This is a genomic window from Brevibacterium sp. NPDC056726, from assembly GCF_042790515.1.
GTDB classification, from domain to species: domain Bacteria; phylum Actinomycetota; class Actinomycetes; order Actinomycetales; family Brevibacteriaceae; genus Brevibacterium; species Brevibacterium sanguinis.
In genome coordinates, this window is the sequence record NZ_JBHTYZ010000003.1 from 273735 (window position 1) to 287559 (window position 13825).

The following is a 13825-nucleotide window of genomic DNA, read 5'->3' on the forward strand; positions in this document are numbered from 1 at the left end:
TGCGGGGCCCTGGCGTCGGGTGCGGGCGACCGCGACCTCAGGTGTCGATGACAGCGTCCGGTGTCGACGCCGGTGGCCTCAGTCGAGGACGCCGCGGAGCAGGCGCAGGGCGGCCGCCTTGTCGAGCGGTTCGTTGCCGTTGCCGCACTTCGGCGACTGCACACACGACGGGCAGCCGTCGACGCACTCACAGGCCGCGATCGCATCCCGGGTGGCGCCGAGCCACTCCTCGATGACCTCGCTGCCGCGCTCGGAGAATCCGGCCCCGCCGGCCAGTCCGTCGTAGACGAAGACCGTGGCCATGCCGGTGTCGGCGTGCAGCGCCGTCGAGACCCCGCCGATGTCCCAGCGGTCGCACCCGGCGAAGAGCGGCAGCAGGCCGATCGAGGCGTGCTCGGCGGCATGGACGGCTCCGGGCAGATCGGCCTTGAGGACCTCCGTCTCCTCGAGGAGAGCCTGCGGGATCGTCCACCACACCGCCGAGGTCCGCAGGGTGCGCTCGGGCAGGTCGAGGTCGTGTTCGGCGATGATCGCACCACCGCGCTTCGCCCGCATCCGGTAGGCGATGACCTCATCGGTGACGTCGACGGTGCCGCTGGCCACGGTCACCCCCGACGGCAGGGTGCGCTGGGAGGCGGTGTCGACGATGGAGATCTCCGTCGTCGACCGCGGCTGCGTCGTGTAGTCGACCTCGGCGCGCTCGATGAACGCGACTCTCTCGTCGAGATCGAGGTCGGCGACAAGGAAGTCCGTGCCCTGATGCGTGTAGACGGCTCCCGGGTGGGCACCGGTGTGCGCGCCCGCCTCGTCGACGGTGCCGAGCAGCGTTCCCGTGCTCGCCTCGACGAGGCGGAACTGACCGCCGCCGGTGCCGCGGATGTCGGCGAGGTCGGTGGCGGGCATGTCCTTGGCCCAGAACCACCCGGCAGGCCTTGCCCGCAGCATCTTCCGTTCGACGAGGTCGTCGACGACCTCGGCGGCATTGTCGGGGAAATGGGCGAGGTCGGCCGGTGTCAGCGGCACCTCGGCCGCGGCCGCGCACAGATGCCCGCTGAGGACATACGGGTTTCCGGGGTTGATGACCCCGGCATCGACGGGAGCGTCGAAGATGACCTCCGGGTGGTGGACGACGTACGTGTCAAGCGGGTCGTCCCGGGCGATGAAGACGGCCATCCACTTCTGTCCGGCCCGGCCCGCACGGCCGGCCTGCTGCCACAGCGAGGCCAGAGTGCCGGGCCAGCCGGAGATGATGACGAGGTCGAGTCCGGAGATGTCGATGCCGAGTTCGAGGGCATTCGTCGATGCCACCGCGAGCAGACGCCCCGACCGCAGAGCCGCCTCCAAGGCGCGGCGCTCCTCCGCGAGGTATCCGCCGCGATAGGCGGCGACCTTGCCGGTCAGGGAGTCATCGACGGCTCCCACCTGCTCGCGGACCGTTGACGCCAGCGCCTCCGAGCCGCGGCGGGAGGCGATGAACGCGATCGAGCGGAAGCCTGCGCACATCGCGTCGGTGAGGACGTCGGCCGCCTCGGCGAGTCCGCTGCGACGATCACCGTCGGGTGACACCGGCGGCTCCCACAGCGCGAAGCTGCCCGCGGCACGCGGGGAGGCGTCCTCGGTCACCGGGTGCGCCGGCCGCCCGGTCAGCCGCGCGAACGCCGCATCCGGCTGCGCCATCGTCGCCGAGGCGCCGATGACGACCGGATGCGCGCCGTAGTGAGCGGCGATGCGCAGGAGCCGCCTGAGGATGAGCGCGACATGGGAGCCGAACACGCCGCGATACCGATGGGCCTCGTCGACGATGATGAAGCGCAGGGACTTGAACAGCCGGGCGAAGCGCTCGTGCTGGGGAAGGATCCCGCGGTGGAGCATGTCCGGGTTGGTGAAGATGATGTTCGCGTGCCGGCGCGCCCAGTCCTTGGCCGCCTGCGACGTGTCGCCGTCATACGCCGCCGGGCGGACACCGCGGACGATGAGCTGCTCGAGCTTCGTCAGCTGATCGGCGGCGAGTGCCTTCGTCGGAGCGATGTAGATCGCCGAGGAGGTCCGCAGACCCTCCCGCGTCGTCTGGATCGACTCGAGCACCGGCAGCCAGAATCCGAGCGACTTGCCCGAGGCGGTGGGGGTGGCGATGACGACGTCCTCGCCGTCACGGGCCGCCTGCGCCGCCTCGACCTGATGCCGCCACGGGCGGTCGACGCCGATCGCGTGGGTCGCGTGCCGCAACTCCTCATCGACCCACTCCGGCCAGTCCGACTCGTGTTCGAACCGCTGTGGAATATCGCGGGTGTGGACGATCCGATCGTCCCTGACACCGAACCCGGAGACGATGTCGTGGAGAGGGGAATCGGCCATGATCCCAGTATGGCGCAGTCGCCTGTGACTAGGATTCACCTGTGACCGAAGAGACAGCAGATGTGAGCCGCACCCCCGACGTTCGCGATACCCCTGACGTTCGTGACACCCCGGACAGTCGTGACAACTCTGACAGCCGTGCCACCACTGTGGTGGGGAACCGCGGTGACGGGAGCGGGACTCCGTCCCTGAGCGCCGAGCAGCGTGCCGGCGCGGAACGGCTCGGTGCTGCGCTCTATGCGGCGGGGTACACCGAGCCTCGGCTGCGGCAGTTCTGGGGAGGACCCGTCTCCGACGCGCTCGCCCGCAACAACGCAGCCCCCGCCCTCCGCCACTGCCGGCAGGTACTCAGGGCGAGGGGCGCGGACACCGGGCCCGGTGGCGGCACGGACTCGCCGAGCAGCTCAGACTCGCCGAGCGGCGCGGGTGAGGCTTCCGCCACGGAGGCGGCGTCGGCGGACCTGTCGTTCGACGAGCGGCTCGCCGTGCTCGCGCTCACCTTCCTCCTCCGCGACACTCTGCCGACCGCCCTTCTCGAGGCGGCGCTCGGCGCAGCCGACTGTGCGACAGCATTCGACCTCGGCCTCCTCGCTGACGCCTCCGGTCCGGGCACCGGCGATGACCGAGACCGGGACTCCTCCACACGGGACGCCTCCGCCTCATTCGTCACCGCCCCGTTCGCCGTCGCCCCGTTCGACCTTCCCGTCGGCGTCCCGCGCGGTCTGCGACCGGGGGATGAGAACCTCTACCTCGTCAGCGACCACGGCACCCTGACCAGCCCGGACGTCCTCGACGGTGACTTCGTCCTCGGCGTCGGGGGCGCGGGACGGACACTTGTCTCTCTCACCCCGCGCGACCACGTCGCGCTCGCCGCAGACATCGGCACCGGCTGCGGCATCCAGGCACTCCTCCTCGCCCGGCATGCCGACCGCGTCATCGCCACCGACATCTCCGCCCGTGCCCTGCACCTGACCGCACTCGGCGCCGCGCTCAACGGGGTCACCAACCTCGACCTGCGTCAGGGATCGCTGCTCGACCCCATCGACAGCACCGTCGACCTCCTCGTGTCGAATCCGCCGTTCGTCATCACCCCGCGCGGTGCGGAGGCCGATGCAGCGCTGCCCGCGTTCGACTACCGGGACGGCGGGATGCGCGCCGACCGGCTCGTCCGGGAGCTCTTCACCGAGATCCCCTCCGTCCTTGCCCCCGGCGGTCGAGCCGTGTGCCTGGGCAACTGGGAGGTCACGCCCGATTCGACGAGCGGTCCGGAGACCTGGGTCAGCAGCACTGCCGACGGGACTCGCGAGCCCACCGCCTCCCACGACACCACCACTGCGACTGCTGCCTCCCATGACACCGCCACTGCCACCCCAGCCAGGGACTCCCGCGACACCTCTACCGCGGCCGCGGAGACCTCCGTGTTCGTCATCGAACGCGAGATCCTCGACCCCGTCACCTACGCCGAGACCTGGATCCGCGACGGCGGCATCCCCCGCGCGAGTGCCGAGTGGAACGCAGCCACCTCGGCGTGGTTGGACGACTTCGCCTCCCGGAAGGTCACGGAGATCGTCTTCGGCTACGTCCTCATGCACCGGGCAGATAACGATTCCTCATCACTTTCCCCGCAGGCCACCGGCACTACCCTGGGTCGGACCGACCTCGCCGAGGCGGGGGCTGTGCCGGCGTTCCGCGCGCGGGTGCGCATCACCTCGGCGCCGGCGACGAACCCCCACGGAATCGGCGCGTTCGTCCAGACGATCCACGAACTCGGTGCCTGGGCGGAGTCCGCCGGTGACGAGGAGATCGCGGCCACCGCATTCACCCGCTCACCCGACCTCGTCGAGCATCGGCACTTCGTGCCGGGGGAGACGGACCCGACGTCGATCACCGTCGAACAGGGCATCGGCTTCGGACGCGTCATCGACGTCGACACGGCCCTGGCCGGGTTCCTCTCCGTCGCCGACGGCAGTCTCACTCTGCGCCAGACCGCCGCGGCGCTCGCCCAGCTCCTCGGCGTCGACGAGGCGGCGCTGGGGAACCAGCTCATCGCCCAGGTCAGAGGGCTGGTCGCGGCCGGCATGCTGCTTCCCGGCGGCGATTGACACGACGGGACGCGGATGCCACAGTATGGGCCACCGCCAACGCACCCCGGGAAGAACCCGGACAACAACAGTGTTACATTGGCTCGGATCGACCATCTCGTCGATCACCCCGTGCCCCGAAAGGAATGAGTGAGCGTGGCCACAACCGAGAAGAAGCCCCGTCGTCTCGTCATCGTCGAGTCCCCGACGAAGGCGCGCACGATCGTCGGGTACCTCGGCGACGGCTACGACGTCGAGGCCTCAGTCGGACACATCCGCGACCTCCCGACGCCGTCGGAGCTGCCCGCCGACATGAAGAAGGGGCCGTACGGGAAGTTCGCCGTCGACGTCGACAACGGCTTCGACCCCTACTATCGTGTCGATCCGGGCAAGAAGAAGAAGGTCACGGAACTCAAGCGCCTGCTCAAGGACGCCGACGAACTCTTCCTCGCCACCGATGAGGACCGCGAGGGCGAAGCCATCGCGTGGCACCTCAAAGAGGTGCTCAAGCCGAAGATCCCCGTCAAGCGGATGGTCTTCCACGAGATCACCCCCGAGGCGATCTCCCGGGCACTCGAGAACACCCGCGAGATCGACATCGACCTCGTCGACGCGCAGGAGACCCGCCGCGTCCTCGACCGCCTCTACGGATACGAGGTCTCCCCGGTGCTGTGGCGCAAGGTCCGCGCCGGCCTGTCCGCCGGCCGCGTCCAGTCGGTCGCGACCCGGCTCGTCGTCGAACGCGAACGCGAGCGCATGGCGTTCGTCTCCGCCGACTACTGGGACCTCGACGTCGATCTCGGACTGCCCGACGGGTCGAACCCGTTCGCCGCGAACCTCACGACCCTCGACGGGTCGCGGGTGGCCAGCGGTCGCGACTTCAACGACAAGGGCGAGCTGAAGACCAAGTCCGCCGTCGTCGTCGACCAGGCGAAGGCCGAAGAGCTCGCAACCCTGCTCGCGGGGCCGGCGAAGAACGCGCTGACCGTCTCCGGCGTCGAATCGAAGCCGTACTCGCGGCGGCCCGCCGCCCCGTTCACGACCTCGACGATGCAGCAGGAGGCCGGCCGCAAGCTGCGGATGAGCGCCCGCCAGGCGATGCGCACCGCCCAGTCGCTCTACGAGCACGGCTACATCACCTATATGCGCACCGACTCCTCGGCGCTGTCCGGGCAGGCGATCGCCGCGGCCCGACGCCAGGTCACCGAGCTCTACGGTCCGGAGTACGTCCCGCAGTCCCCGCGCCAGTACGCGAGCAAGCAGAAGTCCGCGCAGGAGGCCCACGAGGCGATCCGTCCCGCCGGAGACTCGTTCCGCACGCCTGCGCAGGTGGCGAAGTCGCTCAGCGGCGACGAGTTCCGTCTCTACGACCTCATCTGGAAGCGCACCGTGGCCAGTCAGATGGCCGACGCGAAGGGCTCGACGGCGACGATCAAGGTCGCAGCCGACCTCGGCGACGGCCATGAGGCAGGTTTCAGCGCCTCGGGCACCGTCATCACCTTCCGCGGCTTCCTCGCCGCCTACGAGGAGGGTCAGGACGCGAGCCGCTACGACACGAAGTCCGGCGAATCCCGCCTGCCGCAGGTCGAGCAGGGCCAGAAGCTCTCCGTCGTCAAGGTCGCCGCCGACGGTCACACGACCGCCCCGCCGCCGCGCTTCACCGAGGCGAGCCTCGTCAAGCAGCTCGAAGAGCTCGGCATCGGCCGCCCCTCGACGTACGCCTCGATCATCTCGGTCATCCAGGACCGCGGCTACGTCACCTCCCGCGGCAATGCGCTCGTGCCGAGCTGGCTGGCGTTCTCCGTCGTCCGCCTGCTCGAAGATCACTTCACCGAACTCGTCGACTACGAATTCACCGCCGATCTCGAATCCGAACTCGACCGCATCGCGATGGGCGAAGAGGATCGCAAGGCCTGGCTGGCCCGGTTCTACTTCGGCGGGAAGGGCCTCGACCGCGAGGGTCTCAAGGAGATCGTCGACGACCTCGGCGAGATCGACGCCCGCGAAGTCAACACGGTGCGCATCAGCGACGGCGTCGCCCTGCGCGTGGGACGCTACGGCCCGTACCTCGAGGTCACCTCGGGGGTCGAGGGCGAGGACCCGAAGCGCGTGTCGATTCCCGACGATCTCGCTCCCGATGAGCTCACCGCCGCCAAGGCTGCCGAACTCATCGAGAACCAGGGCGACGGCGACCGTGAACTCGGTGTCGACCCGGAGACCGGGCACACGATCGTGGCGAAGAACGGCCGGTTCGGCCCCTACGTCACCGAGGTGCTGCCCGAGTCCGAGGAGAAGCCCAAGCGCGGCGCGAAGAAGCCCAAGCCGCGCACCGGTTCGCTCTTCAAGTCGATGGACGTCGGCACGATCGACCTCGAGACCGCGCTCAAGCTGCTCAGCCTGCCCCGCATCGTCGGCCAGGACGAGGAGGGCACGGACATCACGGTGCAGAACGGCCGGTACGGCCCGTACCTGAAGAAGGGCACGGATTCGCGGTCGCTGACCGATGAGGAGCAGATCTTCACGATCACCCTCGAGGAGGCGCTGAAGATCTACTCGGAGCCGAAGCAGCGCGGCGGACGCACGGCCAAGCCCCCGCTCAAGGAACTCGGCGAGGACCCGGAGACGAAGAAGCCGATGGTCGTCAAGGACGGTCGCTTCGGCCCCTACGTCACCGACGGGGAGACGAACGCGACCCTGCGCAAGGATGACGACGTCGAGTCGATCACTCCAGCGCGTGGCGCCGAACTCCTCGCCGAGAAGCGTGCGAAGGGCCCGGCGAAGAAGAAGGCACCGGCGAAGAAGGCTCCCGCCAAGAAGACGGCGGCGAAGAAGACGACTGCAGCCAAGACGACCGCGGCGAAGAAGTCGACGACGGCGAAGACCACCGCGGCGAAGACAACTGCGGCGAAGAAGTCGACGACGTCACGGACCACGGCGGCGAAGAAGACCACGGCTTCGAAGACGACTGCGGCCAAGCCGAAGACCCCCTGAGCCGGGCGGCCTGAGGCCGGCGGCGAGGCAGGACTCCTCGAGTCAGGCGACTGCTCTGCGTTCTGCGCGTGCGAGAGCCCCTGGGTGCGTTCCCGGGGGCTCTTCACATGCTCAGCGGTCGGCGGACCGCCGAAGAGCGGCCTCACATCGAAGGTGTGCCGCATCGACGGTGATTGTGTGCCAGCTCCAAGGTGAAATCGGAGCTGATTCCACCCTGAACCTGGCGCACAATCCGGCTGACTGCCAGTGGGCAGTAGGAAACTCTGCGGCGTAAAGGGCTATTGCACTGTATAACGAATGTCATACACTTTCTGTGTGACGGCGATCGAGTGGGATTCGCGCGCAGCTGCACACATGTGGCGGCGCCATGGTGTCACGCAGACAGAGGCAGAGGAGGCAATCGATGATCCGGAAGCCCTCCTGCTGACGCCTGATCCGGCCAGCAGATCCGGCAAATCTGATCGATACATCGGGTGGAGTTCCACGCGGGCAGAGGTGCTGGTCGTCATCGTTGTCAGGCACGAAGGTCTGCTCTACGGCGGCAATGCTTGGCCCGCCAATGAATCGCATCGCAAGCTCTACGAAGGAAGCCGTCATGACGAAAGGTAGTGTTCCTCCCGAGGCGCGCGCAGCACTGCGCGCCGAATTGGATGCCGATACCGCTGATTACCGGGACAAGTTGGCAGAAGGTGAGTGGCGCAAATCGAATCGAAGTGCCTCACCGCTGCTGACCGTGCGAGTCCCTGTTGATGTTCTTGAGAAGCTCCAGGCGCTCGCGGAGGAGTCAGGAGTGTCCGTCTCAGCGCTCACGCGACAGTTCATCGCCGAGGGACTGTCGAATCGCGGCGACGAAGATCTCGTTGCGGCACTGGACCGGTTGGAACGCGATGTGGCGGCAGTGAAGGCGCGAGCTCAAGCAGGCTGCGTAATCCCCGGCCAGCAGTGAAGACGCAGACTCCTCGAGTCAGGCCGCTGCTTCACGCAAGTGAGAGCCCCCGGGTACGTACCCGGGGGCTCTTCACATGCTCAGCGGTCGGCGGACCGCCGAAAAGCGGCCTCACATCGAGTGTGCGCCGCAACGACGGTGGTTGTGCGCCAGGTTCAGGGTCAAATCGGAGCAGATTCCACCCTGAACCTGGCGCACAATCCGGGGTGGCCGCGGAAGGCCGCCGTGAAGTCCGTTTGCGTCTCCCCGCCACCGGACGCCCACCCGGACCCCGCGTGCAGAGCATCTCCCAGGGCACCGCCGCCACCGTCTTCAGAGCACGTGTCCGGCGGCCTGTGCGGGCAGGGCGGCGAGTTCGTCTGCCGTCGGCGAACTGGGCGTGAGCGCGAAGTCGCGGGCGAAATAGGAGGCGAACGCCTCGGCGACGGCATCGACCGTGATCTCCGGGTGCACCTCACTGATCGCCCCGCCGGTCAGCGGATCCCACGTCACGCCCAGTGCGGCCTCGACGTCGGTGAGGACGGCGCGGATCGGATCGGGGTCGGTGACGATGACCGAGGACGAGAACAGCCACGCCCCGGAGACGACGCGCTGCGCGGTGCCGATGGCCTTGATCCGTCCGGCGACGTTGACGCTGTACTCTCCCGGGCAGTATTCGCCGGGGATCTCGCCGAGGCGGGCGTCGACGCCGATGCCGCGCAGCACTGAGACATAATCTTCGCCGAAGCGGCTGAAGCGCGCGGAGGTGTTCGTGATGAAGGAATCGCTCGGTTCGATGTGATCGATGACGAGAGAGCCCTCATGGTAGGCGGCGGCGCGTCCGCCGAGGCTGCGCAGAGCGGGGGTGAACCCGTGGTCGCGGGCGGCTTCGACGGCGGCCGGGAAGCCGGGGAGGAAGCGGTCGCGGGCACCGAAGGCCACGGTCGGGGCGGGACGGTAGAGCCGCAGCGTCGCGCCTCGGCGCCCGGCCTTGACCGAGTCGAGGAGGACACGGGCGAACGCGAGCTCGTCGATCGGGGACAGGCCCTCGGTCTCGACGCGATCCATCGGGGTGCGGGAGTCGTCTCCGGTCGTGGGGCCGGCATCGTCCGGTGCGGGTTCACGGTCTGTCGTCACGGATCAAGAGTAGAGGATGGCCCACACACGCCGGACACTGGCGGCGACCGCGCACCCGACACCGGCGGGACTCACCGGAAGGCCAGCCGAGACTCACGGGGCTTCCAAGAGATATGTCAGCACCTGAAGATAGGGTAGTGGCGTGAGCATGTTGACGACTACAGGACATCGACTTCCCGGCGCTCCTGGCCGGTTGGTCACCGAAACCGCGGTGTGGGGCGCCCTCATCGTCCTTGCCGCGATCAGCTACGTCGTAGCCGGCACCAGCGGGTTCTTCACGACCGTCAGCGGTCGCGCGTTCACGACGCTCGCCGACACCCTCGGCGCCGGCGAGTTCGACAATCAGGCCGGCAGCCTGTCCCTGCTCATCGTCTTCGTCCTCGCCTGTGCGGGTCTCTTCATCCCGTCGAAGGTCTTTGCCGGTCGGGGGCCGGCCGTGCGCAAACGGGCCCTGAGCATCTCCGCCGTCGTCGAGGCGGCCCTCCTCATCGTCCTCAGCCTCGCCCCGAGCGCGTGGCTGACCTGGGTGACCGGTCTCGTCCTCGGTGCTGTCATCGGCCTCCTCATGAGCCTCACCCCCTTCACGAACGAGAAGCCGTGGCGCCGGGTCGGCGTTCCCGCCACCGTCCTCCTCTTCCTCGCCTGCTCCTTCCAGATCATGGGCGGGGCGGTGGCCGGAACGAGTGCGCTGGGCTGGATGAGCCTGCTCGTCGGCATCGCCATGGTCATCGGCGCCGTGATGATCTACCTCACGCCCGAACGCGCACTGCACGCGGAATCGTCGACGACCGGGTCGTTCCCGGTCGCGAAGGCGCGGGTCGCCAGGCCCCCGGCGAGCATCGAGAAGCCGTGGGTCCCGATCGCCCTCTTCGGCGTCCTCGGTGCGACCTTCATCCTCGCCGAACCCACCGCCGTCGAACACGAGTTCGGTCAGGCCGGGTACGCGCTCATGCTCGTCGTCGCCCTCCTCGGATGGGCCATCGGCTTCGAGATGGGGCCGACGTTCGCGCCGGGCATGTCCCGCCCGCGCGTCTCGGCGTTCGCGCTCACGGTCTCCGGTGTCCTCCTCATCGCCACGGGCGCCATCGACGAACTCTCCGGCAAGGTCGTGCTCGCCGGCGTCGTCGCGTTCCTCGTCGGCATCGGCGTGCGCTCCCAGGTCTACGTCTTCTCCCGCCGCATCGGCGCTGTCGGCGGTGCCCTCATCGCCCTCCTCATCAACGCCGCCGACATCACCGTGGCCCCGATCAGCACCGACGCGATCTTCACCCTGCCGCCGGCCGATGTCGCGTTCGTCGTCATCGGGTTCGCCGCGCTCGTCGCCGGCATCATCGGCCTCTGCATCTTCGACCCGCACGGCATGCAGGGACTCTCGGTCGACATCGTCCACGGCTTCCGCCCGCCCAGCCAGTCCGAGGACGCGAACAAGGACGGCGTCGGCGCCCTCGCCGACCGCTTCGGCCCCGGGTTCTTCATCGCCATCGAAGGCGGCGACGGATCGGGCAAGAGCACGCAGATCACCCGACTCTCCCGTGAACTCGCCGACGAGGGCTACAGCGTCGAGGCGACCCGGGAACCCGGCGGCACCGAACTCGGGCGAAAGATCCGCTCGGTGCTCTTCGACGCCGAACCGCCGAGCGCCCGCACCGAAGCCCTCCTCTTCGCCGCCGACCGCGCCCACCATGTGGCCTCGCTCGTCGATCCCGGCCTCGAGGCAGGAAGCATCGTCATCACCGACCGCTACATCGACTCGACCGTCGCCTACCAGGCGGCCGGCCGCGAGTTCGACCCGAAGACGATCCTCGCGCTCAGCCGCTGGGCCACTGAAGGACTCATCCCGCACCTGACGATCGTCCTCGACATCGACCCCGAGGTCGCCGCCGCCCGGATGAGCGCCCGCGGGGAGTCGAACTACCTCGACCAGGAGAACCAGCAGTTCCATCAGCGGGTCCGTCAGACCTACCTCAACCGCGCCCAGAAGGACCCCGAGCGCTATGTCGTCCTCGACGCGTCCGTGACCCAGGAGGAGCTGGCAGGGCAGATCCTCGCAGCCGTGCATGCGCGCCTGCCGCACACCCTGAGGAAGGGCTCCGTCGCCGAGGCGGTCCCCGGTTCCGCGACCGACGCCGAGTCGGCGACGCCGGCCGTCGGAGGCGCGGCGGCCGCCGCAACACCCAGGCCGCAGAGCGACGGGCCGGACAGCGCTGAGACCACGACGCCCTCACCCGCCGGTGGCGCGGACGACGATTCGCCCAGCCGCGATGAGGCTGGCCGGGGGACCGGCGAGCGCGTGCTGCCTGCGACGCAGGCCGCCCCGTTAGTGCCCGAGGACTCGCCGACCGTCGGACAGTCGACCCGCACCGCCGAGGGCGACGCGGCAGACGATGCGTCTGCGGCAACGGCCTCGGAGGAGCGACCGTCACGTGAGTCCGCCGACGGTCCGCGGGCGCGTTTCGTCCCCGTCAGCGAGGTCGGATCACCGACCGATGATGACGATAGCGTTCCCACCGACAAGGTCGACCTCGGTGCCGACCTGCGTGAGGATGCCGACGAGACGACTGCCGACCGGAGCGAGCCGTTCCTCGGTCGCAGCACCGAGGACCGGGGCAGCACAGACGACGAGACCAAAACCAACGATGACGCGCGGACACCGGAGTCGGCAAGCGATGGTCCCGACGCAGAGGATGGCGATGAGGGACCGCTCGTCACCGACGGTGAGGCAGAGACCCGAGTGCACTCGGTGACCGAAGCCGCCCACGTCGTCGGCGATGACGACGCCGTCGAGATCGAGCAGCGCACGAGCAGCGCAGCGACGCCGGATGAGCGAGAGGAAGCCGAGACCACGGTGCTCTCGGCAGGCACGTTCCGGCCGCAGGCACCGGTGACCGACGAGGACGATCCCGATGAGGCGCCGACGACGATCATCGAGACCTCGGCGACTGAGGAGTCGAACGGCTCCGACGAAGCGGCCACGACTGTGCTTCCGGCCCGCAGCGCCCGGCAGATGAGCCGCGAACGCCTCCAGGCACAGGCTGAGATCGAACGGCAGGCCCGGGAGCGTGTGCGCCAGCAGCGGGAGCGCAACCGCAACCGCTTCAACGGTCCCGGAGGGTCCCGGTGAGCGTCTTCGACGAACTCGTCGGACAGGACGACGTCGTTCGCCAACTCGAGTACGCGCTTCATTCGCCGGCGGCGATGACGCATGCGTGGCTCTTCACCGGTCCGCCCGGCTCCGGTCGGTCGAACGCGGCCAGAGCGTTTGCGGCCGCGCTCATCTCCGGCGGTGAGGCGCCCAATGATGTCACGGCCAGGGTGATGTCCGGCCACCACGAGTCGCTGACGATCATGTCGACGCAGAAGTCGGTCATCGCCATCGACGAGGTGCGCGAACTCGTCGGCAAGGCCCAGACCGCACCGGTCAACTCCCCGTGGCGCGTCGTCATCATCGAAGACGCCGACCGGATGACCGAGCGCACCGCGAACGTCCTCCTCAAGGCGATCGAGGAACCCCCGCCGGCGACCGTGTGGCTGCTCTGCGCCCCGAGCCCCATCGACGTCCTCACGACCATCCGATCGCGGTGCCGTCCCGTGCGCCTGCGCATTCCCTCACGTGAGGCCGTGGCGAGCCTGCTCATCGACCGCGACCATGTCGATCCCGAGCGGGCGCGCTGGGCCGCGGCCGTCGCCCAGAACCACATCGGTCGGGCGAAGTACATGGCGCTGAGCGACTTCGCGGCCGACGAGCGGAGGAAGATCCTCGCGATTCCGGGCAAACTCACCTCGGTGGGGGCGACGATCCGGCTGGCCGGGCGCATCGTCGACGAAGCCGCGGAGACGGCGAAGGCCCGGGTCGAGGAGCGCAATGCGAAGGAGCGCAGCGACCTCATGGAGACCCTCGGCATCGCCGGGGAGAAGACCGTTCCGCCGTCGGCGCGAGCGCAGATCCGCAAGCTCGAGGAGGAGCAGAAGCGGCGGTCGGTGCGGGCCCGCAATGACGAACTCGACCGGATCTTCCTCGAGCTCATGAGTCTCTACCGCGACATCCTCATGTACCAGCTGGGCATGCGGGACGGGTGGATCAATGCCGGCGAGGACGAACTCATCACCGAACAGGGCAACCGGGACACTGCGGACACCACCTTGCTGCGCATCGATGCGATCGCCGAGGCGCGGCGGCGTCTGGCCACGAACATGTCACCGGTGCTCATCGTCGAATCGGCGTTCGTGCTGCTGTCGAATCCCTGGCTGCTCACCGACCGCGACGGTGCCGCCTGAGTCTTGCCCGTCCTCTGCACGAATGGAGCCGGACTCGGAGCGGCGGATGCCGTGAACAGTC

8 protein-coding genes are annotated in these 13825 nt (G+C 68.8%); 6 read left to right on the plus strand and 2 right to left on the minus strand.

The window, feature by feature from the left end; all coding sequences use genetic code 11:
- Window positions 1-78: 78 nt before the first annotated feature.
- On the minus strand, window positions 79-2355 hold the full coding sequence (locus ACFQ91_RS07570; RefSeq protein ID WP_198500674.1) for a DEAD/DEAH box helicase: 2277 nt from the start codon (window positions 2353-2355) through the stop codon (window positions 79-81).
- 41 nt (window positions 2356-2396) lie between these two features.
- On the opposite strand from ACFQ91_RS07570, the gene ACFQ91_RS07575 reads away from it, so the two are divergent.
- From ACFQ91_RS07575 to ACFQ91_RS07590, 4 genes are all read left to right on the plus strand, one after another.
- Window positions 2397-4457 carry a class I SAM-dependent methyltransferase gene (locus ACFQ91_RS07575; RefSeq protein WP_232623849.1) on the plus strand — a complete coding sequence of 687 codons (2061 nt, stop codon included), beginning with the start codon at window positions 2397-2399 and terminating at the stop codon, window positions 4455-4457.
- 135 nt (window positions 4458-4592) lie between these two features.
- Window positions 4593-7427, plus strand: a complete 2835-nt coding sequence (topA, locus tag ACFQ91_RS07580) for a type I DNA topoisomerase (RefSeq protein WP_198500675.1) — start codon at window positions 4593-4595, stop codon at window positions 7425-7427.
- 315 nt (window positions 7428-7742) lie between these two features.
- Complete coding sequence (locus ACFQ91_RS07585) at window positions 7743-8036, plus strand: BrnT family toxin (RefSeq protein WP_198500676.1); 294 nt, start codon at window positions 7743-7745, stop codon at window positions 8034-8036.
- Complete coding sequence (locus ACFQ91_RS07590; RefSeq protein ID WP_198500677.1) at window positions 8023-8373, plus strand: ribbon-helix-helix domain-containing protein; 351 nt, start codon at window positions 8023-8025, stop codon at window positions 8371-8373. The genes ACFQ91_RS07585 and ACFQ91_RS07590 overlap by 14 nt, the downstream gene beginning before the upstream one ends.
- Window positions 8374-8685: 312 nt before the next feature.
- Here ACFQ91_RS07590 and ACFQ91_RS07595 read toward each other — a convergent pair whose 3' ends face one another.
- Window positions 8686-9420: a lipoate--protein ligase family protein gene (locus ACFQ91_RS07595; RefSeq protein ID WP_198500892.1), complete on the minus strand. Its 735-nt coding sequence runs from the start codon at window positions 9418-9420 to the stop codon at window positions 8686-8688.
- Window positions 9421-9682: 262 nt separating this feature from the next.
- On the opposite strand from ACFQ91_RS07595, the gene tmk reads away from it, so the two are divergent.
- On the plus strand, window positions 9683-12610 hold the full coding sequence (tmk, locus tag ACFQ91_RS07600; protein ID WP_232623850.1) for a dTMP kinase: 2928 nt from the start codon (window positions 9683-9685) through the stop codon (window positions 12608-12610).
- Window positions 12607-13764, plus strand: coding sequence for a DNA polymerase III subunit delta' (locus ACFQ91_RS07605; protein ID WP_198500678.1), 1158 nt, complete (start codon window positions 12607-12609; stop codon window positions 13762-13764). The genes tmk and ACFQ91_RS07605 overlap by 4 nt, the downstream gene beginning before the upstream one ends.
- Window positions 13765-13825 lie beyond the last annotated feature (61 nt).

Bases quoted from the DNA above. Each gene is read 5' to 3' on its own strand.
- ACFQ91_RS07570 (WP_198500674.1), bottom strand. From the start codon at position 2,355: ATGGCCGATTCCCCTCTCCACGACATCGTCTCCGGGTTCGGTGTCAGG.
- ACFQ91_RS07590 (WP_198500677.1), top strand. From the start codon at position 8,023: ATGACGAAAGGTAGTGTTCCTCCCGAGGCGCGCGCAGCACTGCGCGCC.
- ACFQ91_RS07595 (WP_198500892.1), bottom strand. From the start codon at position 9,420: ATGGATCGCGTCGAGACCGAGGGCCTGTCCCCGATCGACGAGCTCGCG.